The following is a 25,131-nucleotide window of genomic DNA, read 5'->3' as shown; positions in this document are numbered from 1 at the left end:
ATTCAGACCTCAGTCGTCAGGAACGGATAATCGGTATAACCGACTTCAGTACCGCCAAACAGCGTTGCCGGATTGCCCATCTCTGCCAGCGGCAGGTTTTGTTTCAGACGGCGCGGGAAGTCGGGGTTGGCGATAAAAGGGCGACCAAAGGCCACCAGGTCCACCACACCCGCCGCCAGCAGTTTGTCGGCTTTTTCACGGGTGTAATTCCCCGCCACAATAATGGCACCGCTGAAGGTTGCCCGCAGGGTTTCACGGAACTCATAAGGCACCTGCGGTGCATCATCCCAGTCAGCTTCAGCCAGATGAATAAAGGCGATGCCCTTTGTTTCACACCAGGCCGCCAGCGCCAGAATCGCTTCGATGGCCTGTGGGTCGTCCATGCCACGTTGGGTGATAAATGGCGCCAGGCGAATACCGGTGCGCTCTGCACCAATGGCGTCGCTGATGGCTTCCAGCACTTCCTGAGCGAAACGCACGCGGTTTGCCAGGCTGCCGCCATATTCATCGGTCCGTTTATTCGAGGAGCGACGCAGGAACTGGTCAATCAGGTACCCGTTGCCACCGTGGACTTCCACACCGTCAAATCCGGCTTCCATAGCATTGATGGCCGCCTGGCGGTAATCCGCAATCACCTGCTGAATATCGCCATGGGTCAGTTCACGCGGGACCGGGCAGTCAACCATTTCACCCACACCTTCGCGGTTAACTACCCACACCTGTGCCTCCGGTGACAATGCTGAAGGGGCAACAGGCTTTCCGTCCGGGTGAAAACTTTCATGAGACATACGCCCCACATGCCACAACTGAGAGAAGATTTTGCCGTTCACTTTATGAACCGCATCGGTCACCAGACGCCAGCCTGCGATTTGTTCAGCGGAATGGATCCCCGGCGTCCAGGAGTAACCCTGACCCTGCGGAGAAATCTGCGTCGCTTCGGTGATGATGAGACCTGCACTGGCGCGTTGCTGGTAATACTCCGCCATCAGTGCAGTGGGGATATTGCCCGGCTGCGCGGTACGTGCACGGGTCATCGGCGCCATCACAATACGGTTTTTTAGCTCAAGATGGCCAATCTGTGTGGTTTCAAAAAGCGGTTGTTGTTGCATGTTCTGTTCTCCAGGGCGGTCAGTTATGACTTGACTTTACGTCCTGCGCGTCGCTTTGATAATGGCGGGAATAACTGATTCTATTTTCAGGAAAACGGAATAATGGGCAAGTTTGAAGATATGACGTTACTGGTGGAAGTCGTGGAGGCGGGTGGACTGGCCGCAGCGGGACGGCGGATGAATCTTTCTCCTGCCACCATGACGGCCCGGTTAAAGGCACTGGAAGAACGCTATCAGACCCGGCTGTTTAATCGTTCCACCCGGGCAATTGCACTGACACGTGCCGGTGAGGATTTTTACCACGCCGCACTTCGCGTGATGGAGGAAATGGCGCAGGCCGAGTCGAAACTGACACAGAAAGACGGGATGCTCAGCGGCAGCCTGCGTATTTCAGCGCCATCAGATTTTGGCCGGCAGTATCTTTCGGCCGCACTGCTCGATTTTTCCCGCCTGCATCCTGAAGTCAGAAGCTTTGTCTATCTGAGTGAAAGTGTGGTGGATTTGATTGCCAACCGTCTGGACATGAGCGTGCGCTTCGGCAACCTCCCGGACAGCAATCTGGTGACGAAATTTATCCGCCCCAATCATCGGGTGCTGGTTGCGTCAAAAAGCTATCTTGAAACACATGGAGCACCTGTGCATCCGGATGACCTGCACGGGCATCGTTGCCTGGTGATGGAGCAGCGCGGCACGCCAATGAACGAGTGGCGTTTTGAAGCGCATGATGTGCCCTCCATGGTGCGGGTCACGCCAGCCATGGTGTGTGATGACGGTGCCCTTTTGCGCCAGTGGGTGCTGGCCGGGGCGGGTATCGCCAGCAAATCATGGTGGGATGTGAAGCGCGATGTCGAACAGGGGCGGCTCATCGTCTTATTTGCCGACACCTTTATCGGTTTCAGTCGCCATGACAAAAAACAGGTTGGCCTCCAGTTTGTCTACCCGCAACGCCGTTTTCAGCCTTTGCAGGTGACGGCTTTCAGCGAGTTTTTCATCAACTGGCTGGATAATGAATGATCCGGCAACAGGTTTATTCATAAAAACAAAATAATCCATTCCATATTACTGCAATTATCAAAAGTGATTCTTTAGTCCAGAATGACTCTCATCATTTATCTGTCAGAGTCACTTATGAAACCGCAACGTATCCCTTTACAGGTCTGGATACTGACCTTATCCGCTTTTGCTATTGGCACCGCCGAGTTTGTTGTCGCCGGGTTACTCACCACCATGGCGCACTCCCTTAATATCACCGACGGTCAGGCGGGAAACGTTATCACCGCTTACGCGATGGCAATTGTTATCGGTGGGCCGGTGCTGACGCTGTGGCTCGCCCGTTTTGAAAAACGTAATGTCCTGGCCGGACTGATGGTGATGTTTATTGCCGCAAACCTCGTCAGCGCCTTATCCACCAGTTATTCGGTGCTGCTGGTCAGCCGGGTGCTGGCGGGCCTGGTACAGGGGCCGTTTTACGGTATCGGTGCGGTGGTCGCAACGCGTCTGGTGGCACAGAATCTTGCGGGCCGCGCTGTGGGGCAAATGTTTGCCGGGCTGACGCTGGCCAACGTGTTGGGTGTGCCGTTCGGGGCCTGGATTGGCAATATCTTCGGCTGGAACGTGACGTTTTATGTTGTCTCCGCCCTGGGTGCGGTGGCGCTGGTTGCTATTATGCTGACCATTCAGCGCCAGCCTCCTGAGCCGGGTAAAAGTGTCCGTCAGCAGCTGGCGGTATTCCGTCATGGCCCGTTACTGGCAAGCCTTGCGATTACCGTTCTGTGCTGGACGGGCTTTATGACGCTGTATGGTTACATTGCACCACTGGCAGAGCAGGTGGCAGGTTACAGCGTACAGGCGTTAACCGTACTGCTGTTTGTTGTCGGGCTGGGCCTCGTGGTGGGTAACCATATCGGCGGTATGACAGCAGACCGCAACCTGCGCCAGGCGCAGCTTTTATGGCCGGTCCTGATGGTCGCGTCACTGATTGTTGTTGGCCTGGTCAGCAGCCATTACTGGTTGTTTATGGTGGCGACGTTCCTGTTCGGCATTGCCTCATTCGGTAATGTCCCGCCATTACAGATGAGCGTACTGAAACATGGCAGTACTGCACCGGAACTGGCCGGTACCGCTAATATCTCAGCCTTCAACCTGGCGAATGCACTGGGCGGGATTATCGGTGGTCTGACCGTCGACAGTGCCCTCGGCGCGGCAGGTATTCCGTGGGTGGCGATACTGATCCCTGTGGCCGGCATTGCGTTTGTGCTGTTTAACCGTCGTACCACTGGCCTGAAAGTCCAGGCCGCGAGGTAACGATGTACATCGACCATGCGACATTCCGAAGCAGTGACATGGACGCCACGCGAGACTTTTTTATCGCAGTCTTTGATTTACAGCCCGGGGCACGCCCCGGTCTTATCAGCAACCGCATTCCCGGTTACTGGTTATATGCACAGGACAAACCGCTGGTGCATATTATTCCTGCGGGCGACGAAGGGTACCCGTTACCCGCTGCGGCGTTAAAAGAAAGTATTGACCATGTGGCATTTCATCTCGAAGGTTACGGTGCCTTTCGGGAAAAACTCCAGGGTCTTGGGATACATTATTCCCTGATGGACCTGGCTGATATTCAGGAGCGGCGAGTGTTTATACGAGCCCCCGGAGGGCAGTTAGTTGAAGCGGTGTTCAGTGAACCTGTACCGGAATCAACTTCTTGAAGGACAATGCCATTTTCTGAAGCGGTTCGAGTCTGTACGCATGTCACTCTACTGTCAGCGCCTGGTTTAGGGTGGTATCCGTTGCAGTCAGTACGGCGGGATAGCGAACCAAAATACAACTGTGCAGGGATAACGGGCAAATTGGGGGCCAGTTATCCCGCTTATTTTCACGTTTGAAAGATAAGTCTTATCGTTCAGTCATTATTTTTAAGCGGTTCGATTTACGCTATTTTCTAACCTGAGATTTTAACGGCATTAATAAGACATTCTGTCTCTTACTATAAATTAACAGGCATCACTGCTGTGATAGTTATATTGGGTTCTACACAGTGATAAAGACCAGAGTGGATTTGCTTTGTTGGTGATGGTTCCCGTGAGTCCGCATACTGAATCAAAAATATCATTCAGCCGCGCCCCGGTATTAAAGTTCGACGTAGTAACAGAAATGTTACTTTTACGCTATGGCTAATACAGCATAGCGTTTTTTTTATCCAACTCTATTCCTTTGAGGACGAGCATGAAAAAAACACTTCGTATCGGTCATATTGATTTAAGTTTCCACGCGGCCAGTGCAGCGCTGGTTTGTACTGTATTTGAAAAATATGGCTGGCAGGTTGAAATGACAGCCAGCCCTCATGAAGAGATGTTTAAGCGCTATGGGAAAGGAGAAGTGGACATGCTCGTTTCAGCCTGGCTCCCTGCCAGCCACGATGTCTATCTGGCCCCTTATCAGGATAATACGGTTAAATTAACAGTCCTGTATCATCCTTACTGTATATGGGGAGTCCCTGATTATGTCCCCGTCAGCGATGTGAGCTCTGTTGAAGACTTACTCAGACCCGATGTCCTGTTGAAAATGGAAAAACGGATCCTGGGTATTAACCCGGGGGCCGGGATCAGCCGTTTTTCTCGTACAATGATCGAGGAATATCAACTTGCCGATTCCGGTTATTATTTTGAAAATGGCAGTGAATCGGCGTGCTACAGCACTTTTGAGCAGGCTGTCAGCGAACAGCGCTGGCTCGTTATTCCCTTGTGGCATCCGCAGTTCCTGCATCACCGATATACCATCCGGGCATTAGAAGAGCCAAAAGGGTTACTTGGCGGACAGGATGAAGCTACGCTGATTGCGTCCAAATCGATAACAGAGACATTCGAACCCCAGTTACTTGCTGAGCTTCAGGCTTTATCACCCGGTAATACCGTCATCAGCGAGCTGGATTATCTCATCTGCCGAAAAAATAAAACCCCCGGTCAGGCCGCTGAAATCTGGCATCAACACCACTATCAGGAATAGCCTGTTGTGGGAGAGCACAAAAAAACGGCGAGCAGGCTCGCCGTTGCAAACTGTCTTTAATTAGCGGTCTTTTAAACTGGCATCCACGCCCGAGAAGAGATTAATGATGGGCTGGAACGCCGTTTTCCATTCGAAATCCAGTGACAATTTACCTGCGGAATTAGGCAGTAAAAACGGAATAGTGACCATAAAATAAAAGAAGGGAAATTCCCATCCGCCTCCTGGCATCATCCATGTGTAACCGATACCAAAATGTCCACTCATTAACTCGGCCGCAATAAGATAAATTGCTGCAATAAAAGCGCCAGCACGGGTCAGAAAACCGAAACCAATCGATACTGCTGCTGTGAGTTCGGCGAGCCCACCGAGAATAATCATTGTAACGGCAACGTTTTCACTGAGCACGGTACCGAAAGTATGCATACCCACGACATTCTGAAAGAAACCAACCAGACCGGCATCATGATGCGACAAAAACAGTTTTTCAGTACAATGCGTCAGGAAATTAAATCCAACAAACATTCTTAAAAAGGAGAGTGCGACCTCCTGGTGACCATATTGACGTATCCCCTCCCTGAAGATAATGATGGCCTGGAGCAGCAGAGGAATGAATGTGATGGCGGTTAACCAACCCACCCGCGACCAGTCATGCTGATCGGCATTTCGCACGACAATCAACGTAAAGAACAACGTTAACATAAAACTTATCAGGCGGTTTTTACGCCATAAGAGTGCTGTCAATGGGATCAGGAATGAAAACAAAACCATCACGATTGCGGACCATGTCCCGTCGTACTGATTCAGGTATGTCACCGATGCAATAAAAGAAATCAGACCGGTAATAAAGGTTAAATAATAAATTTTAGCTTTCATTTATTTGCCCCTGTTAAGAAATACTAAAGGTCACTTATTTCTGATAACTTTGAGTGTAAGAGTGGATGTGGCAAGTGTATGTTGATTAATAAAATACCCGGTCAGTGGTGCTGTTGAATTATCCGGTACATCGAGTTTTTCAACATCAAGAGCGTGTAGTGTATAAATATAAGAATGGACTTTTCCCACGGGAGGACAAGGACCAAGATAACTGCGCTTGCCGGTATCATTTGCTTTTATTGTTGCACCATCCGGTATTTCATTTCGTGAGAGATGATTGCGTGCTGCGGGAATGTCAATTAGCATCCAGTGCCAGAAACCACTGCCTGTATCAGCATCTTTATCGTATAAAGTGATGGCATAACTGCGTGTCCCTTCAGGGGACGAATGCCATGATAATTCAGGCTGGATATTGTTCCCTTTACATCCGAAATCATTTGCCATTAAATCAACGGAGATATTTTCACCATTATGCAAAACCGAACTTTTCAACGTCATTCTGGCAGCATATCCCGTTGCTGATGATACCCCAGCCCACAGAATCAACGTTGCTATCATTACTTTTTTACTGAATCTCATTCGTCCCCCATAAATATTCAACTAAAATACAATTGAGGAATATATTTATAACACTGGATGGCTTTGTTCTGCTATCTATTAATACTGAATAAATAATTCACCTGAAACGAATAATATATTTTGAATTATGGGGTGTAGATCTTGTTTTTTCAGGTTCGTTACAATCCAAAAAAGTAAAAACTACTGACAGGCGGTAGTGTTGTAACGTATTTACCCAAAGAGTTCTGAAAAGGGATATGAACTACTTAATTAAAAAATGTCATATAATAATATATTAGGCTGTAGGCTCCTTTGCCACGCACTTATTTTTTCTGGGCATTGGTTGTGCCTGCAACTGACGCATTTGCTTTTTCCATTCCGAATATTTAAGTCCGTGTTCTGACGCGGCTGCGTTTTAGACCGAATCATTTAAAATAACAGCTGAAATTTTTAAAAATTGAATTTATAGCTGATTACGTATTTAAAATATTTTCAGATAGATATTACATCCATGAACATACCCAACTATTGGCCGGATCCTTGCGATCCGGCTTTTTTATTTATCTGAGGAGATGTTATGGAACATAAAGGTCCATCAGAGCCTTTGCGACAAGTACTTTCCGGATTACCTGCATGGGTCAGCGGTAACAGTGCTTATGGCTACAACGGTCAGGCAACGCTGAACGTCGCCTTCTTATAACTCATCAGCCCCGGAAACGGGATATTGCATCACTACTCAAGGCCCCTGTTGCTCACGCAACAGGGGCCTTTTGCATTCAGGCGCAACACCGCTTTTTGTCATCAGCCTTACCCGCTTTATCTCAGTATTTTCATTATTCATTTCATATCAGTCCTGACCGGCTGACTTTTTATATCTGGAGCAAAACCATGACCACACAAACTGAAACTGCCCACTCACCGGTTAGTCATTCACAAATGGCTAACGCCATTACAGCCAACCTGGTACCCGATGAACAGCGCCTGGATTTCTGGCCGCTGCACTTCGGGCGTATCCCGCAGTGGATTTTTATCGAGACCCGTATCTTTGGCTGGATGGACCGCTTCTGTGAAGACTACAACGGTGGTATCTGGCATTTCCATACACTCAGCAACGGTGGTGCATTTATGGCACCCGAAGATGTGGATGACGAGAAATGGAGGCTGCTCAACAACATGAATGGCAATAGTGCGGAAATGAGCGCGGAAGCTGCGGGCATTGCGGTGTGTTTGATTGAGTACAGCCATCACGCCTGTCGTACAGAGTGCGATGCCATGACACAGCATTTCTACCACCTGCGCGACTACGCCCTGAACCATCCCGAATCCCGCGCCATTCTCGCCATCATTGATTAAGGAGTTTTGCCATGGAGAAACAACAGGCTCTCTTTACGCCGGAACTGCCGTTGACCTCACTGCGCACCATTAAACGCGCCCTGAGCCTGCTTGAGTACCATCTGCGTGAGCCGGGGGTGGCTTTCACCTCCACACAGGTGGCTCGCGACTGGCTCAGGCTGAAGATGGGAACCCTTGAGCGGGAAGAGTTTGTCGTACTGTACCTCAATAATCAGAACCAGCTGCTTGCCCACGAAACGCTTTTTACCGGCACCCTCAGTCACACTGAAGTTCATCCTCGCGAGGTGGTGAAACGCGCTCTGTACTTCAACGCAGCAGCGGTGATATTCGCCCATAACCACCCATCCGGGGAGGTGAATCCAAGTCAGGCAGACAAGGCCATTACCCAGCGACTGGTACAGGCGCTGAGGCTGGTGGAAATCCGGGTACCAGATCACCTGATTGTGGGCGGTAGACAGATATTCTCTTTCGCTGAGCATGGCTTACTGTAAGGCGCAACCATGAAGATTATCAGCAAGTCAACAGCCATGGTGATACATCAACAACATCCCCAGTCGCGTATCTTTCGGTACTGCACCGGGAAGTATCAGTGGCACGGCAGCACCCGCTATTACACCGGCCTAGACGTTCAGGAAATCACCGGTGTACTGGCGGTTTTTGCTGAACGACGCCAGGATCGTAACGGACCCTATACCCGTCTGATGAGCATCACACTGAACTAAGTAGAGGAGCAAAGCCATGCACAACAATGATGCCACCGAATGGGGGCTTCGACGGGATATCACACCACGCTTTGGCGCAAGGCTGGTACAGGAAGGCCATCGTCTGCATTTTCTGGCGGACCGGGCAGGATTCACCGGTATGTTCAGTGAGGTACAGGCCCTACAACTGGATGAAGCCTTCCCGCATTTTGTTGCACATCTGGAGCTGATGCTGCTCTCCTGTGAGCTGAATCCCAGGTACGCGCACTGTGTCACACTGTACCGTAGCGGACTGACCTGTGAAGCCGATACGCTGGGCAGTCATGGGTATATATTATATATCGCAATTTATCCCACAAATCAGGTCAAAGACTGATCCTCAGCATCATCTCAGCTTTGTAAGCCATCAAATCTTCCATTCCTTTATTTAAGAGACTCAACATATGCAAATCTCAACTGTACCGGCCACGGTGCCGGTTGCGTCACGCCTGTCGCCCGTGCAGGTCTGGCAGCAACTGTTAACGTACCTATTAGAACACCATTACGGTCTGACACTTAACGACACGCCATTCCATGATGATGCTGCCATCGAGGAACATATCGAGGCAGGTATCACGCTTGCTGATGCGGTAAATTTCCTGGTGGAACGCTATGAACTGGTACGCGCCGACCGTAAGGGATTCACCTGGCAGGAACAAACACCTTTTCTTACCGCTACCGATATTGTCAGGGCCAGGAAAGCTACCGGATTAATGCACACATAAATAGTGCTAGTCTTCCTTCCTATATAGTCTTCCTTTTCTGAGCAAAAAGAGGTGAAAAAACTTTTAGGCACCTATATAGGCACCAAAGGAAAGTTGAATTAGAAACTAGATCAACTATTTCAATAAATTACAGAACCAATTCAGACTCCCCCAGCCCACCAAAATCTCCGTCAATGGTTACCAGAGCCACTTGATGAAGTCGAAAGCCCGCTTAACGAAAGTTACGCGGGCTTTTTTGTGCCTGCCATAAAAGGAAATCTAATCCGCCGAACCTAAAATACTATTCATTGTTTTCTGACAATGAATGGGTGGTTTCCTGCAATCTCCTGAAAAATAGTGCCTTTATCCATAATGAGAATGCGATCGGCAGATGCCAGTGTTTCTGGCCGGTGGGCAATGAGCAGCACCGGTATGCCGGACTGTCGCAGTGTCTGGCTGATGATGATTTCGCTTTCCACATCCAGATGACTGGTGGCTTCATCCAGCAATAAAAAACCCGGTTTCTTATACAATGCGCGGGCCAGCAGGATACGTTGCTTTTGTCCTCCTGAAAGCCCACCGCCGGTTTCACCAATTAATGTCTGATAACCCATTGGCATAGCCATAATATCGCTGTCAATTAGTGCAAGCCTGGCACACTGCATCATGCGTTCCTGACAGCGCTCTTCACTGAAGAAAATGATGTTGTCCGCGACAGAGCCCCGGAAGAGGTGATCATCCTGCAGTACCGTTCCGATCCTTTGGCGAACCTGAAAATAATCCGGATGGTTGTGAGGAATACCGAAAGTCCGGATCACACCTTCGTCAGGGGTATGAATACCCAGGATAAGTTTGATCAGTGTCGATTTCCCACAACCGGACTTCCCCGTGATGGCCACGACCTCACCCGGATTCAGAGTCAGAGATATATCACTGATAATCTGAGTATTACTGCCTTTATGGCTGAAAATAATGTGTTCCAGCGACAACGGGGGAAGTGTCTCATCTGAGACAACCCTCTGAACTTTCGGTGTTATGTCTTGCAAGTTGTTATCAAGCGACTCGTCATGTGGCTGATGCCCTTCCGCAGGGCTCATCACAATATCGGCCAGCCGTTCATTATAGATATCCAGCATGCGCCACGAAAAAAATTTGTCTGTCAGGCTGCTGATGCTGGCAGAAAAATGCCCCTGATAGGACAAATAAGCAACGAGCATGCCGACTGTAAATGTCCCGTTAAGGACTTCACCGGCCCCTTTCCACAGAATAATGGCGGATACCAGACTGGCTGTCAGCGTATGTGCAATGTCATAGCACATGGTCAGTCTGTTCTGACGTAGTTGCGTGTTCCGGCGTGTGACATTGAGGTTAAGCCAGGCGGCTTCACGCTGGGCAATCACACCGTTGATCCTCAGGCTCAGGATCCCGTTCAGGGTTTCCAGAAAATGGCCGGACTCCCGGGCACCGGCATCCCAGGTATCTTCTGCGGACTGTCGCAGAGACGGATACCAGAGCGCTCTCAGCAGGGCATAGATAACAGATACCACAACGGCTATCAGCGTCATTTCCGGGCTGTACAGCAACATCATGCCGAGGGATGTCACGACAAGAAGCACATCCAAAATCCCCTCGAGAATCTGTGTGGTTAAAGCCTGCTGTATGGTATCTACGGCGTCAAAGCGGGCGCTGATACTCCCTTTGCTTCTGGCATCGAACCAGGTCAGGGGAAGGCGTATCAGATGATGAAAAACCCGGGCGGTCCACTGCATATTAAAATTGACGGATAAGGTGATACTGGCCCACTGGCGGGCCAGTGATAACAGCATCTGTGTCAGGGACAACAGCAGCAGAGCGATAATGATAATGGTCAGCAGACTCTGGTCGGCCGCAACCAGCACTTCATCAATCACCATCTGGTTAAGTAAAGGGCTGCCAAGCGCTAATATTTCCAGCGCCAGGGCGAAAACGATGATCCGTAACATTGCCGGAAATAAACCGGGGGTTTTCCCGGTGAGCTGGCGGAGGCGGATTTTTTTCTTTTCATTACGTGGCAAAAAATCTCCAGCTGGCCTCATCTCCACGGCGATCCCGGTAAAGTGTTTACCTACTTCTCGGAGGGAAAGTGTGAGTTTTCCCCGGTCCGGATCGTGTATCACCAGCCTGTTTCCCCGAACCTGGCTAAGCACGACAAAATGGTTCATGTTCCAGTGGAGAATGCAGGGCAGCGTCAGGGATTTCAGATCGTCCGGCTCAAGCCTGACAGCGCGGGAAGACAGGCGAATACCGGAAGCACACTCTATGAGATGCTGAAGGGTCATTCCCTGCGTACTAATGCTGAAACGTTCACGTAGTGTGGGTAAATCGGTTTGCAGACCTTGCCAGCAGGCCAGCATCGCCAGACAGGCTAAACCACACTCGGCCGATTCCGTCTGACGTATCACCGGAAGATGCTTTCTTCCCGTCCATTTCAGAACATCCATTACAGTTTTCCTTTAAGGCTCCAGAGTGGCTCGGTCAGCCATTCCCACAGGTGGCGGGTATCAAGGCTGACATCCCCTTCAAGGGTCATGCCGGGTCTCAGCGGTTCGTTTCGCCCGTAAGCCAGGATAAACGTATGTTCAGGCACCACAATCACACGATAATGGCCTTCGTTTTCCTTCCAGGTTACAGGGGATACGGAGAGTAAATCGGAGGCGGTCAGCGTCGTCCGGCTGATTTCACGGATAGTTCCATACTGAACACCGAACTTCTGGTAAGGGAAAGCCGCAAACCGGAGGGCCACGCGCTGCCCCGGCTGGATAAAGCCAGCATGCTGGCTGGTTGTGTAGAGTTCTATCTGCAGGCGGGCATTATCCGGTACCAGAGTCATGACCGGCTCTGCCGCTTTGGCTGACTGCCCCTGTCTGACGAGTATGGCGGCCACGGTGCCGGATACCGGTGAGGTCAGCGTGAAGTTTTCCTGCCCCGCCAGTTCAACCTGCTGCTGTCGGATCCCCTGCAACTGCCTGTCGAGCTCTGCCTGTCGGCTTTTACCCTGCGTGATGAGATGGTTCAGGTCGTCTTCGGCCGTATCCAGCGTGGTGTGCAGCTGCAGAAGCTGCTGACGCTGATTTTCGACGTTTTCCTGTGCGGCGGAGACCTCGATTTGCTTCTGCTGATACTCGATATCTGAAACGTAATGGGTGGCGACGAGTTTCTGATAGCGACTCATAACTGAGGCGGATAGCTGTGCCTGATGCTCTGCCTGAGTGAGACGTTCTTCAGCACTTTTTATCTGTGGCTGCAGGGAGGAAATGCGCTGCCGGGTGGCCTGCTGTTGCTGGCTGTTATCACGCAGCTCCAGTGTCTGCTGTGAAGTCAGCATCGAATACTGTGTTTTCAGTGACAGGCTCATGGCTGCCAGCGTACCGGTTCCCTGCGCGTTATAGCGTTCACCACTGATGTGATAAAGAGGGGCGCCGGCAGCCACGTGCTGACCTTCCGAAACCGTTAAGTCCGTGATGTACCCGGGATATTGAGGTGTTATTTTTATCAGCCCGGTTGAGGGCATTACAATGCCGGACAGGTGGGCTTTACGGGTATGTTGGCCGCAATAAAGAAAAGTAAAAATTAAAGCAATCAGCCCGATCGTTGCTGTTGCGCTGAACGAAAGACCAAACGATGCAGGGATAATTATATCGCCATATCCTGTATCGTTTTGATGGTCTACAGCTTCCTTTCTGAATAAGGTCATTTTTATTTTTATAGAAGGAAATTAGAAGTAAGAACAAAAGCGTTCATTGTTGAATGCAGTTATTGCCAAAAGTTAAGGAATCCTTCCGGTCACCCAAGTATTGATGTGTATTGGGGAGTAAAGGAACCAAAAACGCGGTTAAGCTGTCATTTTAATTAGCCAATTTACATCGTTGGTTGTCATTTTCCCCACTCGAAAGCTCGCCACCGGGTTCACTAACTTATTTATTTTTTTTTGTTAAATATATATGAAGATAGCCAACGGAGAGCATTGATAACGGGACAATAAATAAAATTATTTCTGTCGTGTGATTATTTAGAAAATCAAATTTTGAACAGATATAACCTAATGGGATGCAAAGTAATATAGCTATAAGTTCCATAACTATGAGTCTGACAGGTTTCTCAATTTTATTTTTACGTTGAAAAGATATTAGTTTAGTCATAAAGATACTGCCTTAATTAAATGCATTCGTTGGTGTTTGGAGGGCCTCAGCGTGGCACCCTGAAGTTCTATCGGCATTATGAAGCCAGATGCCGATAAGGTTAAAAAAACGAGTTGTATGGAGTCGTTGTATCAATCGCTTTTGTCAGCGTGAGCAAGTTCCGCCTACACCGCCGGAACAATGAGCGCTCCCAGCGGCGTTTCCATTTCCGTTCCCATTTCCGCCACAGTTCTGGTTGTATGAGCGGTAGCCATCTACTATAGCACCGCGTATTGCCCCTCGTGCAAAACCAGTAAAAGCACCAGCAACAACACCTTCCGGCCCACCTACGATGCCATTTATTCCGCCAACAATTGCCCCTGCGTATCCACCTGCGATTCCTCCTCGCATAGCATCATGAGTTACTCGGGATGCGCAGCTTTTACCATAGTTGCTGCGTTCACCCGCATCTTGACCATTTCTGCTGCCACCATTAACTAACGCAACCTCGTCAAAACTTAATTCTCTGATACCAGACATAAAATCCCTCTCAATTAATTTGTGTAAAAAACACCATCTGAATATCACACGCAAAAAATGTAAGGGAAAGTATATTTTTTGTGTTTTTTTACACACTAAATGTAAAGCCTGTGTAACTTTGCATTATTAATAATTAAATGAATAAGCATCACAGATTTTCAAATGAAATATCTTATTTATTGATTTTTTCGAAGCGGGAACAATCTCAACAGTGAGTTTTTCTTTCAGGGTAAATATCTTTAAAATGTGCATCGGATCACGACATTCAATTATAACCATGACAGATTCCTAATTAAGATTGTGTTCGGAATAAATTCCCTCCTATAAAAAAAGCCACCAGTAAATGCCAGTGGCTATGAATAAACTCAGGCTCAATTAGCGTAGTTGAACTTAACTCCCCCGGTAAGTGGAGTAACCGTATTGGCTCAACAGCAAGGGAATATGCAGCTTTTGATTCGTCTTAGTGACGTTAAAAATGACAGGAACTGACGGGAAGAATGTTTCCTGATTAGTGGCTTTGAAATAATCCCCCACTTTAAAGGTCACTTTATAGATGCCAGGTTCCATATCACTGGAGTCCGGGAAAAGTGATTTGATTCTGCCGCCGGTATCCGTTTTCGACGTCGCAAGATGCTTCCACGAAGAACTCTCTTGTTTGTCCAACTCGACGACCACGCCCTGCGAAGGCAGCCCCGTCTGCTGGTTGAGAATATGAACACTCAGCGTTCCTTCGGGTGCTGCAAGTACGCTGAAGCTGATCAAGGAGAGAATAGAAGCCGCTAATATTTTCATCAAGTTAACCTGTTATGAATTTGTTAACTGATTATATGAACCTATCCACATAATAAAATTAAACTTTTTGTTATATGTCTGCGGCTTGCAGACTGTGACTGGCGTTGATCCGCGATAGATTTGGTGCAAGAAAATCATCAAGGGTTAGGATCAGAGGGCGACTTCTTTGCAACTCCTGCAACTGATAAAAATTCTTTGGAAAACAACTCGCACTCCGTCTATTAGCAGGTTGGTTAACATCTTCGATTTACGTTATAGTCAGCGCCGCTGCGGCCACATCCGCAGCCGGGATTTGCACCCCGGATATCACAACGTCGATTTATAAACTTAGTTTATATGTCGAGACTTGCGCACACCTGTTGTCTGTTACACTTCCGTGTAATAAGGCAATTATTCTATGGTGGCTCAGGCGGGGCAGTCTTCGGACTGGCCGGCATCCGTTGTGACCGGTAGTGCAAACTCCGTCTGAGCTACCACCCAAGAGATTTGCACCTCCGGTGGTAACAATTATCGCTAGCAACGGAGAATGCGAAAATGACACTTTCACACAGCCCTACTTTCCTGCCTTATCAAGACTGGCATCCAGCCGACATCATCGCCGCACTGCGTAAAAAAGGCACGACACTGGCAGCCGAATCCCGCGCCGCTGGGTTAAGTTCCTCAACGCTCGCCAATGCACTGTCACGCCCATGGGCGAAAGGTGAAATGCTGATAAGCAAAGCGATTGGCGTACCCGCCGAAGAAATCTGGCCGAGCCGCTATTTTGATCCGCAGACACGCGAGCCTGTCGTCAGACTGATGCGCGCGAGTAGATGGAAACCAGGCGCTCACTTGTCATACTGATAGACATTAGCGCCATCAGCGGTATTGACTGCCTCGGTGGCGCTACTTATCACGTTTAATCACAACCAATTAAAAACATGCAGTTACGCAATCCCTCTTTGTTTCGTCCCCATTAGCTCTCTTTTTCCCCTCTAAATCTCGCTGTTATTGATACGAAAAGTGCCCGAAATAAGGTATAAAGCGGCATGAAAATCCCAAATCGAATCCAACCGCTGGTTGATGACGGCCTGGTAGACGATGTTCTCCAGCGCCTGAAAAGCGGCAAAGAAGCCGACGTTTACACTGTTTTGTGCGGTGGAAAAATCCAATGCGCCAAAGTGTATAAAGAGGCGTCGCAGCGTAGCTTTAAGCAGGCGGTGCAGTATCAGGAAGGGCGTAAAGTCCGTAATACGCGTAACGCCCGCGCCATGCAGAAAGGCTCAAAGTTCGGCCGCAAGCAACAGGAAGAAACCTGGCAAACGGCGGAAGTCGAGGCGTTGTTCCGCCTGGCAAACGCCGGGGTACGCGTGCCGCAGCCCTATATGTGCATTGACGGCGTGTTGTTGATGGAGCTGGTCACTGATGCTGACGGCGCGGTGGCCCCGCGTCTTAGTGATGTCACGTTGGACGAAGAAAGTGCCATTGCTGATTTCAACACCATGATTCGCAATATCGTGCGCATGTTGTGTGCAGGCCTTGTGCATGGCGACTTGTCGGAGTTTAACGTGCTGCTCGATGCGCAAGGGCCGGTCATTATCGACCTGCCGCAAGCTGTCGACGCCGCCGCCAACAACCACGCTGAATCCATGTTTGAACGCGATGTGAATAACATCACCGAATACTACGGCCAGTTCGCCCCGCAACTGTTGAAGACGCGCTATGCGAAAGAGATTTGGGCGTTGTATGAAGACGGCAAACTCACGCCGGAAACCGTGTTAACCGGCCTCTTCGTCGAAGAAGAGCATGACGTGGATATGGATTCTCTGATGGATGAAATCATCACCGCAGAAGACGAATATTACGACCGTCAGCGAGCTGCCAAAGAACGTGATCAAGAATACGAATAAAACACGCTACTGGGTTTATTAGCGCGGCAAGGATTTATTCATGTAATACAGCACTTGGCGGCAATGGTGCGGCTTCAAATTTTGTCGGTGAAACACCGAACAACTGACGAAACGCGTAGGTATACGCCGAAGTGCTGCTGTAACCCAGCATCAATGCAATTTCAGTCACGCTCTTAGACTGGCGCAATAACATGATGGATTGCAGTAAACGGTTTCGTTGTTTCCAGTTCCCAAATGTGGTGCCGGTTTCTTTAATAAAATGACGGGAAAACGTGCGCGGCGACATGCCCACGCGCTCCGCCCACTCTTCCATTAAATGCGGCTGATCGGGTGATTCACTGATGGTTTGGCACATGTCCTGTAACGCAGGCGCGGTCGGCCAGGTCATGCCAAATCTTGCTTCGGGAAGGTCGTTTAAAACGTCCAACAGCGACGTCACCAGGCGCCCTTCTTTACCATCCTCATCATAAAATTCCGGGATTGTCTGAGTCGCATGATGGATAAAGCTACGTGCAAAATCCGTTACAGCCACCAGCTTTAATTCTGGCGTGCCGCCTGACGCGGCATAAAAATCGGGGTCGATATCTACGCTTTCCAGAAAAACTTCACTGGCCGTATGCACATGGTGAGGCACGTGCGCAGGTATCCATAACCCGTAACAGGCCGGCATGATATACGAGGTGTTTTCCACCGTGACGTATAAAGCCCCTTCCCGCGCATAGTGAAACTGGATGAATGGATGAGCATGAACCTCAGACTGCACATCCTCCGCCATCATAAAGGATCGAAAGAAGACAGGACGGGCAAGTTTTGCCCCTTCAACATCGCTCTCTGAGCGGAACGCGTACAGTAATTTTCTTGTTCTGGCCATTTCCGCCCCCTTAATTTGACGCTTGATCGATACAATTTGGCGTCCAGTCATAATACACAATCTGAATAAACTGCGATAATTTATTCACACGGCCAATGGATATTGGTTCTAATAAGAAGTGTTAAACCCTGAGTATTTAACACCTACGTTAATATTTAATACCCCACATCTTATTAATTTGAGTTAATACGATGCACCACTTCTTATTACATAAAAGAAAACTGACTTAAGCTTTTGAGGGCTGGATATGAGCGTTGAAGTTGAAAGTGTACCGATGGCAAGAAATTATAATTGGTATCGGATTGCTGAAGAACTTGTTAGTCAGGCTGATATTCGTTTTAACGGCACTCGCCGCTGGGATATCCAGGTACATAATCCTGATTTTTATAAACGTATTCTTCAAGAAGGTTCCATTGGCCTGGGTGAATCCTATATGGAAGGCTGGTGGGATTGCGCGGCGTTAGATGTTTTATTCGATAAAGTTCTGCGTGCCAAACTTGATGAAAAAGCCCCAAAAAACTTTAAAGATTTAGCTCGTATTGCTGGGGCTCGCCTGTTTAATTTACAGTCCCGCAAACGCGCATGGATTGTCGGTAAAGAACATTACGATATTGGTAATGACCTGTTCTCAAAAATGCTCGACCCTTACATGCAATATTCCTGCGGCTACTGGAAAGAAGTGACAGGATTGCGTCAGGCTCAAGAAGCTAAATTGAAAATGTTATGTGAAAAGCTGCAACTTCAGCCGGGTATGACTTTGCTGGATATCGGTTGTGGCTGGGGTGGTCTTGCGGAATACGCCGCCGATAATTACGGTGTTCATGTCACTGGCGTGACCATTTCCGAAGAGCAGCAAAAAATGGCCCAGGAGCGCTGTACCTGGCTGGATGTCTCCATCAAGCTGATGGATTATCGCGATTTAGATACCCAATTTGACCGCATTGTTTCTGTCGGCATGTTTGAACATGTTGGCCCAAAAAACTATGACACTTACTTCAAAGTCGTCGACCGTTGCCTGAAACCTGGCGGGATGTTCCTGTTGCACACCATCGGTGCGAATAAGTCCGACGTTAATGTTGACCCGTGGATTAATAAATACATTTTCCCGAATGGCTGTCTGCCTTCGGTAAAACAAATCGCCACAGCTTCCGAACCTTATTTTGTGATGGAAGACTGGCATAATTTCGGCGCAGATTATGACCTCACCTTGATGGAGTGGCATAAGCGTTTTAATAGCTTCTGGCCTGAAATTCAGGACAATTATTCTGAGTCGTTTAAACGTATGTTTAATTATTATCTGATGTCATGCGCCGGTGCTTTCCGATCTCGTGATATTCAACTCTGGCAAGTTTTATTTAGTCGGGGAATGGATGGCGGCATGTACGTTTATCGTTAATACCCTCTGTTATTACGTCTGAATATTTAAGCTGTTAATTTAAGGTGTTCCCATGTCACAAACATTATTCACTTCAGAATCCGTTTCTGAAGGTCATCCAGATAAAATAGCCGACCAAATTTCTGATGCTATTCTCGATGCCATTATCGGGCAAGATCCTAAAGCGCGAGTCGCCTGCGAAACGCTGGTAAAAACCGGCATGGTATTAGTTGGCGGGGAAATTACCACCAACACCTGGGTTGATATCGAAGAGATTGTGCGCCGTACCATTAGTGATATTGGCTATAACGGTTCCGATATGGGTTTCGATGCCAAGACTTGCGCGGTTTTGAGCGCGATTGGGAAACAGTCTCCTGATATCAATCAGGGCGTTGACCGCGAAGAAGAAGCGAATCAGGGCGCAGGCGATCAAGGCCTGATGTTTGGTTACGCATCTAACGAAACCGATGCGCTGATGCCCGCCCCTATCACCTTCGCTCACCGCTTAATGGCACGCCAGGCGCTGGTTCGCAAAAGCGGTTTGTTGCCCTGGTTACGGCCCGATGCAAAAAGCCAGGTCACTTTTGCCTATGACAACGGCAAAATCATCGGCATCGATACCGTGGTCATTTCCACTCAGCATAGTGAAGCCGTCTCGCAACAAACGCTGCGTGAAGGGGTGATGGAAGAGATTATTAAACCCGTTTTGCCAGAAGAGTGGCTCACTCCACAGACCAAGTATTTTATTAATCCGACCGGCCGATTTGTTATTGGCGGGCCGATGGGCGACTGCGGGCTGACTGGCCGCAAAATTATTGTCGATACCTACGGCGGCATGGCGCGTCACGGTGGCGGCGCATTTTCAGGTAAAGATCCGTCGAAAGTCGACCGTTCAGCGGCTTATGTTGCGCGTTATGTCGCAAAAAACATTGTTGCCGCCGGGTTGGCAGACCGCTGTGAAATACAGATTTCGTATGCGATTGGCGTCGCAGAACCGACATCCATCATGGTGGAAACCTTTGGCACCGGGAAACTGGAAAATGAAAAGCTGATTATGTTAATCCGCGAGTTCTTTGACCTGCGCCCACACGGATTAATCCGCTCGCTGAATCTTCTGCATCCGATTTACCAGCAAACCGCAGCCTACGGGCACTTCGGGCGCGATATCTTTAGCTGGGAACAGACGGATAAAGCAGATCTTTTACGCTGTTTCCTCTAATTCTCCTCCTCACTTTCCCCTCCACACACGCCAGCGGCTAACGCAGTCGCTGGCGGTCATCCTCGCCACATCATTTGCAGCCCGGCCAATTTAGGGCGATTATCTGCACGCTTAAAGCTATTAAAATCCCGCAAGGAGCAGCTGCATGACTATCGAGAGTATTTCCCCGGCGCAAGCCAAGATTCTGGTCGCACAAGGTGCGGCGCTGATTGATATCCGCGAGCGTGATGAATATGCCCGTGAGAACATCCCGGAGGCGCATTTACTCTCGCTTTCCGCCATCGAAAATGGCGACCGTCTTGGCCCATTTGATCCGTTCGATACGGTGATTTTCCATTGCCAGTCCGGCATGCGCACCACGCAAAATGCACAAAAACTGGCGGATGCCGTGGCTCCGGCGAAAGTATTGATTCTGGCGGGTGGTCTGGAGGCCTGGAAGAAAGATGGGCAGGAAATACTTTCTGATAAATCACAGCCGCTGCCGTTAATGCGCCAGGTGCAAATCGCGGCGGGAACGCTGGTACTGGCGGGCGTCGCGCTCGGTTTTAGCGTTCACCAGGGGTTCTTTTTACTCTCTGGTTTTGTGGGTGCCGGATTACTGTTTGCAGGCATCAGCGGCTTTTGCGGCATGGCGCGCTTACTGGAAAAAATGCCCTGGAATCAGCGTTAATTACCCCGCTTTGGACTATGGTTAACGGTATATCTGTTCATCAAAATGAGGTTGGCTATGTCTAATTCAGGTGTGTTCAAAGTAGGCGATTTGGTGCAACCGAAAAAAGGTGGCCCAAAATATGAAGTTCTGGATGTTCAGGGAGAATTGTTGTTCTGCACGCCCAGAAGTATTTTGACCGGTGAGACGGTCACACTAAAAGCTGAAGACGTCGCATTGTATAAAGAAGACGGTGATTTCGGCGTTTGCTAATAATGACTTATTCAGGCGGGTTAAGGTTTCCCGCCTGTAATAACGGTGTGCATGTTGTCGGATGACGCTGCTGTACGACCTACAAAACCTATTCCAGCCGCTTCAAATCTCATCTTTCTTTCAAGAAAATCAACTCTCTGAATTTAAACGAAAAAACATAACCAGAGCGACAAAATCAGGAAACGCTGCCTGTTATGTCTCGTTTAGCGCATTTTATCGACCAAATGCGATTAAATAAAAATTTATCGCTAATTGCCTGTTTACTTCCAGCGATATAACCTACTCGCGATCAACAACCCAACCATTCACACTGACGTTAAGCTGTTAACTCAGTGTTTAAAGCTAATTTCCGTTCGGAGCCAGAACAATGTTTTCTCCTGAGTCACGTTTGCGCCATGCCGTCGCTGATACTTTTGCGATGGTAGTGTATTGCTCGGTTGTGAACATGATGATTGAGATATTTCTCTCAGGCATGAGCTTCGAGCAGTCACTCTCTTCGCGCCTGGTGGCTATTCCGGTCAACATCCTGATTGCCTGGCCGTACGGTTTTTATCGCGATGCGTTTATGCGTTTCACCAAACGTTATAGCAACGCAAGCTGGGCGAAGAATCTCGCTGATGTACTGGCTTACGTCACATTTCAATCGCCGGTTTACGTCGTGATTTTGTGGTCGGTGGGTGCAGACGGGAACCAGATAATTGCAGCGGTCAGCTCGAACATTGTTGTTTCAATGTTGATGGGTGCGGCTTACGGCTATTTTCTCGATTATTGCCGCCGCTTATTCCGCATCAGTGGTTATCGGAACGCCAAAGCGGGAGTTTGATTGCAGTGGTTAGCGTTGCGGCGTAACGCGCAACAACGCCTGTTTTGATTAGTGCTCGCCAAACAAGCCAGACAAATAACGTTCAAGTGCAATACGTGAACTGAAGCCGTGTGGAATGCCGTAATGCTCATGAGTTTCGCCAGCCAGGTAAAGTGGAAATTGCTGGTAATGGTCGCAGGTTTTCACGTCTGTCGCCGGGTCGGCCAGGCTCTGGCTTCTTTCTTTTAATGTTGGGTGAATGATCAGCGCCGTACGCCCCATTCGCGCTTCGCGATTTACATAGACGTAATTTTCCCCACGGCGATAGCCATAGGTTTTCGGTGTCACGATATCCATGGTAAAACCGGCTTTTTCAAGAACCCGGGCCACCTCATCAGGTCGTAAATACATAATTTTTCCTCTTCAGCTTCTATTGCAGCGCAACCTTACAATAACCAGCATTAGCAACGCTTTCAGATTAGTCCATAAAGACCGTTAAAGAGCGTGACCTGACTCATTACTAAAAATTATGGTCTACACTGTGTAGTACATCGCAAAAAGGGAGAAACCAATGTTTAACCGCGTAAATCGAAATGATGTAGACGAAGGCGTTGATGATATTAACCGTGACGTGAACCAACTGGCCGACACACTGGAAGAGGTTCTTAAATCGTTCGGTAGCGATGTTAAGGAAGAAGGGGAAGCCGCCCGTAAAAAAGCGGAGTCTCTGTTGAAAGAGACGCGAGCTCGCCTTCACGGTCGCACCCGAGTCAAACAAGCCGCTTGTGATGCGGTAAGTTGTGCCGATACTTATGTTCGCGACAAACCGTGGCACAGCGTGGGTATTAGCGCCGCCGTGGGTATTTTCATCGGGGCTTTGTTAGCGTCCCGTCGCTAGACCACAAGTGTAGTGATAATAAATATGCGTCTGACCCCGGAATTTATTCCGGGGTTTTTATTTTCAGCTTTAGCTAATCGCATCGCGTAGCTGTTTCGCGGCTTTCAGGGCCATTGCCTGAGAAGTGAGATTAGTAAAACTCATCAGGATCCCCCCTTCCCCCTGTGAAACCATGCGCCAGTCGCTTAACGCCTGCACCGCCAGCCCGGCTTTGCGTGCTTTCTCAACCAAAACCCGATCGTCACCGTTAACCCGCATCACCATCTGAATGCCGCCCGCCTGGGGCACGACATCAAAACCCTGCTGTTGCAGCGCATGTTCGAGCCACAACCGCCGTTCGCTGTAACACGCACGCATCTTTTTGAGATGCCGCCAGAAATGACCTTCGCGAAGGAAATCGGCAATGGTTTGCTGTATCAGTAGCGGCGCGGTACACGGCAAGAAATGGGTATTTTGCGAGAAGGCTTCCACTTGTTGCTGCGGCACCACCAGCCACGCCACCCGCAGCGCCGGGAAAAGCGATTTGCTGAATGTGCCGGAGTAAATCACACGCTGCGGGCCATCGAGGCTTTTTATCGGCGGCAGCGGTTTGCCGTGGTAGCGAAACTCACTGTCGTAATCATCTTCAATCACCCAACTTTGATTCGCCGCCGCCCAGTCGAGCAACTGGTGGCGGCGATTTAGCGACAACGCAACGCCCAGCGGACTTTGATGCGCGGGCGTGAGCAGAGCAAAACGGGCATCCGGGAAATGCTGAATACCATACTCAATTTGCATTCCTTCCCCGTCTACCGGAACCGGGTGCAGCGCCATTCCTGCCTCGGCAAAAACCGGACGTACATAACGATAGCCGGGATCTTCCAGCCAGATGCCATCGCCCGGTTTTGCCAGCGTATGCGCCACCAGACGCATAGCCGCCTGAAATCCTGAGGTGATAAAAACCTGTTCTGGCTGGCAGTCGATACTGCGCGAAAAACGTAAGTAATCGGCAATAGCCTGACGCAATGTCGATTCACCATTCGCTTCCGGCAGCAGCAAATCAAAACGAGTTTGCAGGCGCAATCGCCGCCCCATAATGCGCGACCATAATGCGCGGGGGAAAGCGTCCAGCGCGGGCAACCCCATCTGAAACGGGCGCGGCGCACCTTGCGGTTGGCTGGCAGGCGTTGCCGTGTTATTCGCGCCAGTGGTAGCCGATGGGCTGACGAATGTTCCCGCCTGCCCGCGCCTTTCGAGCCAGCCTTGTGACACCAGTTCGCCATAGGCGTTTTCGACGGTTGCCCGTGCCACGCCCAGTTCCAGCGCCATAGTGCGGCTCGACGGTAAGCGGCTGCCAGCGGCGAGTTCGCCATCGCTAATCGCTTGTTTTAATTGCCGTGCGATTTGCTGGTAACGCGGTATCGCGTGGTGAGCGCTTACTATCGGTTCAATCGACCTTGCCATTATGGCCTGCTTTATTAGTTAATTTATGGCTCTCTTGAGCAGTCCATCATAGTGTTAAATTGTCCTCACACCAACACGAGGATTACACCATGATTGAATTACGACAGCCTTACTACGACCTTTCCCCAGCCGTGTTCAAGCCAATGCTTCAGGCACTGAAAGGTCTGGAATCCAGCTCGCTGGGTTCAACACTGATTGAACTGGTTTTTCTGCGCGTCTCGCAAATTAACGGCTGCGCTTATTGCCTGGAAATGCACTCTAAAGCGCTGCGCAAAGATGGCGTTGAGCAGACCAAACTGGATGCGCTGGCCGGCTGGAAGGTGAGTAATCACTTCAGCGACAAAGAGCGTGCAGCGCTGGCCTGGGCCGAAGCGGTGACACTGATTACCGAAGGCGCGGAAGATGACGTTTATCAGCCACTGCTGCAATTCTTTACCGCGCAAGAGATCAGCGATTTGACGTTTACGGCGAGCCTGATGAATGCGTTTAACCGTTTAGCGATCAGTATGCGTATGTAGTTTATCGCCCTCACCCTAACCCTCTCCCCCAGGAGAGGGAATTGACCAGTTTTCTCCCTCTTCCTGAGCTGTCTCTTAGTCACATTTCTGTGAGTTGTGAGACTGTTCCCGGTATAAATTGCCCCAGTGTTCCCCATAAATCAGGGTTGAGCTGCCGGGAGCAGCGAAAGAGAGCGATCGTCTGGAACGAGTCGCGAACGACCCTGATGTTGGGGATAAGCTGGGGTTTACCGCGCAGCGGCAATTTAATCACCGGGCGACGGGGTCGCCAGGGGGATGTCGTTATCCCACTGGCACGTTCACCGTTTTCGGGCATTAAAGAGATAACTGAACGCACGGGTGAACGGAAAATCAGCAAGGCTT

The 25,131-nt window shown here is 49.5% G+C and carries 30 protein-coding genes; 20 read left to right on the top strand and 10 right to left on the bottom strand.

What is annotated here, in order from left to right; genetic code table 11:
* Positions 1-2: 2 nt before the first annotated feature.
* The gene (locus D6029_RS20085) at positions 3-1,109 is read right to left on the bottom strand and encodes an alkene reductase (RefSeq protein WP_120066461.1); all 1,107 of its coding nucleotides are present in this window, start codon (positions 1,107-1,109) and stop codon (positions 3-5) included.
* 102 nt (positions 1,110-1,211) lie between these two features.
* Here D6029_RS20085 and D6029_RS20080 point away from each other — a divergent pair, with 102 nt between their 5' ends.
* The 4 genes from D6029_RS20080 to D6029_RS20065 all read left to right on the top strand — a co-directional run bounded on the left by D6029_RS20080 (position 1,212) and on the right by D6029_RS20065 (position 5,114).
* Positions 1,212-2,123 carry a LysR family transcriptional regulator gene (locus D6029_RS20080; RefSeq protein ID WP_120066460.1) on the top strand — a complete coding sequence of 304 codons (912 nt, stop codon included), beginning with the start codon at positions 1,212-1,214 and terminating at the stop codon, positions 2,121-2,123.
* Between the two features lie 114 nt (positions 2,124-2,237).
* Positions 2,238-3,413, top strand: a complete 1,176-nt coding sequence (locus D6029_RS20075; RefSeq protein ID WP_120066459.1) for an MFS transporter — start codon at positions 2,238-2,240, stop codon at positions 3,411-3,413.
* Between the two features lie 2 nt (positions 3,414-3,415).
* Positions 3,416-3,817: a VOC family protein gene (locus tag D6029_RS20070; RefSeq protein ID WP_120066458.1), complete on the top strand. Its 402-nt coding sequence runs from the start codon at positions 3,416-3,418 to the stop codon at positions 3,815-3,817.
* 517 nt (positions 3,818-4,334) lie between these two features.
* Positions 4,335-5,114 carry a glycine betaine ABC transporter substrate-binding protein gene (locus D6029_RS20065; protein WP_120066457.1) on the top strand — a complete coding sequence of 260 codons (780 nt, stop codon included), beginning with the start codon at positions 4,335-4,337 and terminating at the stop codon, positions 5,112-5,114.
* Between the two features lie 60 nt (positions 5,115-5,174).
* Here D6029_RS20065 and D6029_RS20060 read toward each other — a convergent pair whose 3' ends face one another.
* Positions 5,175-5,987, bottom strand: coding sequence for a DoxX family protein (locus tag D6029_RS20060; RefSeq protein ID WP_120066456.1), 813 nt, complete (start codon positions 5,985-5,987; stop codon positions 5,175-5,177).
* 30 nt (positions 5,988-6,017) lie between these two features.
* Complete coding sequence (locus D6029_RS20055) at positions 6,018-6,566, bottom strand: YbhB/YbcL family Raf kinase inhibitor-like protein (protein WP_120066455.1); 549 nt, start codon at positions 6,564-6,566, stop codon at positions 6,018-6,020.
* Between the two features lie 556 nt (positions 6,567-7,122).
* On the opposite strand from D6029_RS20055, the gene D6029_RS22715 reads away from it, so the two are divergent.
* The 6 genes from D6029_RS22715 to D6029_RS20030 all read left to right on the top strand — a co-directional run bounded on the left by D6029_RS22715 (position 7,123) and on the right by D6029_RS20030 (position 9,363).
* Positions 7,123-7,245, top strand: coding sequence for an autotransporter adhesin family protein (locus D6029_RS22715; RefSeq protein ID WP_220131779.1), 123 nt, complete (start codon positions 7,123-7,125; stop codon positions 7,243-7,245).
* Positions 7,246-7,433: 188 nt separating this feature from the next.
* Positions 7,434-7,898, top strand: coding sequence for an antirestriction protein (locus D6029_RS20050; protein ID WP_120066454.1), 465 nt, complete (start codon positions 7,434-7,436; stop codon positions 7,896-7,898).
* 11 nt (positions 7,899-7,909) lie between these two features.
* Positions 7,910-8,389: a RadC family protein gene (gene radC / locus D6029_RS20045; protein WP_120066453.1), complete on the top strand. Its 480-nt coding sequence runs from the start codon at positions 7,910-7,912 to the stop codon at positions 8,387-8,389.
* A gap of 9 nt (positions 8,390-8,398) precedes the next feature.
* Positions 8,399-8,620: a DUF987 domain-containing protein gene (locus D6029_RS20040; protein WP_120066452.1), complete on the top strand. Its 222-nt coding sequence runs from the start codon at positions 8,399-8,401 to the stop codon at positions 8,618-8,620.
* Positions 8,621-8,636: 16 nt separating this feature from the next.
* Positions 8,637-8,975: a type IV toxin-antitoxin system YeeU family antitoxin gene (locus D6029_RS20035; protein WP_120066451.1), complete on the top strand. Its 339-nt coding sequence runs from the start codon at positions 8,637-8,639 to the stop codon at positions 8,973-8,975.
* Between the two features lie 67 nt (positions 8,976-9,042).
* Positions 9,043-9,363, top strand: a complete 321-nt coding sequence (locus tag D6029_RS20030; protein WP_120066450.1) for a TA system toxin CbtA family protein — start codon at positions 9,043-9,045, stop codon at positions 9,361-9,363.
* A gap of 284 nt (positions 9,364-9,647) precedes the next feature.
* Here D6029_RS20030 and D6029_RS20025 read toward each other — a convergent pair whose 3' ends face one another.
* The 4 genes from D6029_RS20025 to uraH form a co-directional block, all read right to left on the bottom strand.
* On the bottom strand, positions 9,648-11,822 hold the full coding sequence (locus tag D6029_RS20025) for a peptidase domain-containing ABC transporter (protein ID WP_120066449.1): 2,175 nt from the start codon (positions 11,820-11,822) through the stop codon (positions 9,648-9,650).
* Positions 11,822-13,075 (bottom strand): HlyD family secretion protein, encoded by a 1,254-nt coding sequence (locus D6029_RS20020; protein WP_120066448.1) that lies wholly within the window; start codon positions 13,073-13,075, stop codon positions 11,822-11,824. Before D6029_RS20020 ends, D6029_RS20025 begins: the two co-directional genes overlap by 1 nt.
* A gap of 589 nt (positions 13,076-13,664) precedes the next feature.
* Positions 13,665-14,135: a hypothetical protein gene (locus D6029_RS20010; RefSeq protein WP_244212434.1), complete on the bottom strand. Its 471-nt coding sequence runs from the start codon at positions 14,133-14,135 to the stop codon at positions 13,665-13,667.
* Positions 14,136-14,429: 294 nt separating this feature from the next.
* On the bottom strand, positions 14,430-14,831 hold the full coding sequence (gene uraH, locus D6029_RS20005) for a hydroxyisourate hydrolase (protein ID WP_120066445.1): 402 nt from the start codon (positions 14,829-14,831) through the stop codon (positions 14,430-14,432).
* A 397-nt stretch (positions 14,832-15,228) separates the two neighbouring features.
* On the opposite strand from uraH, the gene D6029_RS20000 reads away from it, so the two are divergent.
* The 3 genes from D6029_RS20000 (at position 15,229) to D6029_RS19990 (ending at position 16,720) form a co-directional block, all read left to right on the top strand.
* Positions 15,229-15,300, top strand: coding sequence for an ash family protein (locus D6029_RS20000; protein WP_120066499.1), 72 nt, complete (start codon positions 15,229-15,231; stop codon positions 15,298-15,300).
* A gap of 65 nt (positions 15,301-15,365) precedes the next feature.
* Positions 15,366-15,674 carry a helix-turn-helix domain-containing protein gene (locus D6029_RS19995; protein WP_120066444.1) on the top strand — a complete coding sequence of 103 codons (309 nt, stop codon included), beginning with the start codon at positions 15,366-15,368 and terminating at the stop codon, positions 15,672-15,674.
* A 185-nt stretch (positions 15,675-15,859) separates the two neighbouring features.
* Complete coding sequence (locus tag D6029_RS19990) at positions 15,860-16,720, top strand: PA4780 family RIO1-like protein kinase (protein ID WP_120066443.1); 861 nt, start codon at positions 15,860-15,862, stop codon at positions 16,718-16,720.
* Between the two features lie 34 nt (positions 16,721-16,754).
* Here D6029_RS19990 and D6029_RS19985 read toward each other — a convergent pair whose 3' ends face one another.
* The gene (locus D6029_RS19985; RefSeq protein ID WP_167456038.1) at positions 16,755-17,591 is read right to left on the bottom strand and encodes a helix-turn-helix transcriptional regulator; all 837 of its coding nucleotides are present in this window, start codon (positions 17,589-17,591) and stop codon (positions 16,755-16,757) included.
* Between the two features lie 247 nt (positions 17,592-17,838).
* Here D6029_RS19985 and cfa point away from each other — a divergent pair, with 247 nt between their 5' ends.
* The 5 genes from cfa (at position 17,839) to alaE (ending at position 21,930) form a co-directional block, all read left to right on the top strand.
* Positions 17,839-18,987: a cyclopropane fatty acyl phospholipid synthase gene (gene cfa / locus D6029_RS19980; protein WP_120066441.1), complete on the top strand. Its 1,149-nt coding sequence runs from the start codon at positions 17,839-17,841 to the stop codon at positions 18,985-18,987.
* Positions 18,988-19,039: 52 nt separating this feature from the next.
* Positions 19,040-20,185: a methionine adenosyltransferase gene (gene metK / locus D6029_RS19975; RefSeq protein WP_120066440.1), complete on the top strand. Its 1,146-nt coding sequence runs from the start codon at positions 19,040-19,042 to the stop codon at positions 20,183-20,185.
* Positions 20,186-20,330: 145 nt separating this feature from the next.
* Positions 20,331-20,855: a rhodanese family protein gene (locus D6029_RS19970; RefSeq protein WP_120066439.1), complete on the top strand. Its 525-nt coding sequence runs from the start codon at positions 20,331-20,333 to the stop codon at positions 20,853-20,855.
* Between the two features lie 72 nt (positions 20,856-20,927).
* Complete coding sequence (locus tag D6029_RS19965) at positions 20,928-21,107, top strand: YodC family protein (RefSeq protein ID WP_120066498.1); 180 nt, start codon at positions 20,928-20,930, stop codon at positions 21,105-21,107.
* A 367-nt stretch (positions 21,108-21,474) separates the two neighbouring features.
* Positions 21,475-21,930: an L-alanine exporter AlaE gene (alaE, locus tag D6029_RS19960; RefSeq protein ID WP_120066438.1), complete on the top strand. Its 456-nt coding sequence runs from the start codon at positions 21,475-21,477 to the stop codon at positions 21,928-21,930.
* A gap of 48 nt (positions 21,931-21,978) precedes the next feature.
* Here the strand turns inward: alaE and D6029_RS19955 are convergent, their stop codons facing one another.
* Positions 21,979-22,320 (bottom strand): DUF2002 family protein, encoded by a 342-nt coding sequence (locus D6029_RS19955; protein ID WP_120066437.1) that lies wholly within the window; start codon positions 22,318-22,320, stop codon positions 21,979-21,981.
* A gap of 160 nt (positions 22,321-22,480) precedes the next feature.
* Here D6029_RS19955 and D6029_RS19950 point away from each other — a divergent pair, with 160 nt between their 5' ends.
* Entirely contained in the window at positions 22,481-22,807 is a 327-nt protein-coding gene (locus D6029_RS19950; protein WP_120066436.1) for an ElaB/YgaM/YqjD family protein, read from the top strand.
* Between the two features lie 69 nt (positions 22,808-22,876).
* On the opposite strand, the gene pdxR is transcribed toward D6029_RS19950, so the two are convergent.
* Positions 22,877-24,208: a MocR-like pyridoxine biosynthesis transcription factor PdxR gene (gene pdxR / locus D6029_RS19945; RefSeq protein WP_120066497.1), complete on the bottom strand. Its 1,332-nt coding sequence runs from the start codon at positions 24,206-24,208 to the stop codon at positions 22,877-22,879.
* Between the two features lie 131 nt (positions 24,209-24,339).
* Between pdxR and D6029_RS19940 the strand changes: the two genes are divergently transcribed.
* Positions 24,340-24,768, top strand: coding sequence for a carboxymuconolactone decarboxylase family protein (locus tag D6029_RS19940; RefSeq protein ID WP_120066435.1), 429 nt, complete (start codon positions 24,340-24,342; stop codon positions 24,766-24,768).
* The last annotated feature ends 363 nt before the right edge of the window (positions 24,769-25,131 follow it).

The sequence above is a fragment of the Buttiauxella izardii genome (genome assembly GCF_003601925.1).
Taxonomy (GTDB): domain Bacteria; phylum Pseudomonadota; class Gammaproteobacteria; order Enterobacterales; family Enterobacteriaceae; genus Buttiauxella; species Buttiauxella izardii.
This window is presented reverse-complemented; position numbering and strand designations above follow the sequence as displayed.

Coding starts and splice junctions, on each gene's coding strand:
- D6029_RS20085 (WP_120066461.1), bottom strand. CDS start 1,109: ATGCAACAACAACCGCTTTTTGAAACCACACAGATTGGCCATCTTGAG.
- D6029_RS20080 (WP_120066460.1), top strand. CDS start 1,212: ATGGGCAAGTTTGAAGATATGACGTTACTGGTGGAAGTCGTGGAGGCG.
- D6029_RS20075 (WP_120066459.1), top strand. CDS start 2,238: ATGAAACCGCAACGTATCCCTTTACAGGTCTGGATACTGACCTTATCC.
- D6029_RS20070 (WP_120066458.1), top strand. CDS start 3,416: ATGTACATCGACCATGCGACATTCCGAAGCAGTGACATGGACGCCACG.
- D6029_RS20065 (WP_120066457.1), top strand. CDS start 4,335: ATGAAAAAAACACTTCGTATCGGTCATATTGATTTAAGTTTCCACGCG.
- D6029_RS20060 (WP_120066456.1), bottom strand. CDS start 5,987: ATGAAAGCTAAAATTTATTATTTAACCTTTATTACCGGTCTGATTTCT.
- D6029_RS20055 (WP_120066455.1), bottom strand. CDS start 6,566: ATGAGATTCAGTAAAAAAGTAATGATAGCAACGTTGATTCTGTGGGCT.
- D6029_RS22715 (WP_220131779.1), top strand. CDS start 7,123: ATGGAACATAAAGGTCCATCAGAGCCTTTGCGACAAGTACTTTCCGGA.
- D6029_RS20050 (WP_120066454.1), top strand. CDS start 7,434: ATGACCACACAAACTGAAACTGCCCACTCACCGGTTAGTCATTCACAA.
- radC (WP_120066453.1), top strand. CDS start 7,910: ATGGAGAAACAACAGGCTCTCTTTACGCCGGAACTGCCGTTGACCTCA.
- D6029_RS20040 (WP_120066452.1), top strand. CDS start 8,399: ATGAAGATTATCAGCAAGTCAACAGCCATGGTGATACATCAACAACAT.
- D6029_RS20035 (WP_120066451.1), top strand. CDS start 8,637: ATGCACAACAATGATGCCACCGAATGGGGGCTTCGACGGGATATCACA.
- D6029_RS20030 (WP_120066450.1), top strand. CDS start 9,043: ATGCAAATCTCAACTGTACCGGCCACGGTGCCGGTTGCGTCACGCCTG.
- D6029_RS20025 (WP_120066449.1), bottom strand. CDS start 11,822: ATGGATGTTCTGAAATGGACGGGAAGAAAGCATCTTCCGGTGATACGT.
- D6029_RS20020 (WP_120066448.1), bottom strand. CDS start 13,075: ATGACCTTATTCAGAAAGGAAGCTGTAGACCATCAAAACGATACAGGA.
- uraH (WP_120066445.1), bottom strand. CDS start 14,831: ATGAAAATATTAGCGGCTTCTATTCTCTCCTTGATCAGCTTCAGCGTA.
- D6029_RS19995 (WP_120066444.1), top strand. CDS start 15,366: ATGACACTTTCACACAGCCCTACTTTCCTGCCTTATCAAGACTGGCAT.
- D6029_RS19990 (WP_120066443.1), top strand. CDS start 15,860: ATGAAAATCCCAAATCGAATCCAACCGCTGGTTGATGACGGCCTGGTA.
- D6029_RS19985 (WP_167456038.1), bottom strand. CDS start 17,591: ATGGCCAGAACAAGAAAATTACTGTACGCGTTCCGCTCAGAGAGCGAT.
- cfa (WP_120066441.1), top strand. CDS start 17,839: ATGAGCGTTGAAGTTGAAAGTGTACCGATGGCAAGAAATTATAATTGG.
- metK (WP_120066440.1), top strand. CDS start 19,040: ATGTCACAAACATTATTCACTTCAGAATCCGTTTCTGAAGGTCATCCA.
- D6029_RS19970 (WP_120066439.1), top strand. CDS start 20,331: ATGACTATCGAGAGTATTTCCCCGGCGCAAGCCAAGATTCTGGTCGCA.
- alaE (WP_120066438.1), top strand. CDS start 21,475: ATGTTTTCTCCTGAGTCACGTTTGCGCCATGCCGTCGCTGATACTTTT.
- D6029_RS19955 (WP_120066437.1), bottom strand. CDS start 22,320: ATGTATTTACGACCTGATGAGGTGGCCCGGGTTCTTGAAAAAGCCGGT.
- D6029_RS19950 (WP_120066436.1), top strand. CDS start 22,481: ATGTTTAACCGCGTAAATCGAAATGATGTAGACGAAGGCGTTGATGAT.
- D6029_RS19940 (WP_120066435.1), top strand. CDS start 24,340: ATGATTGAATTACGACAGCCTTACTACGACCTTTCCCCAGCCGTGTTC.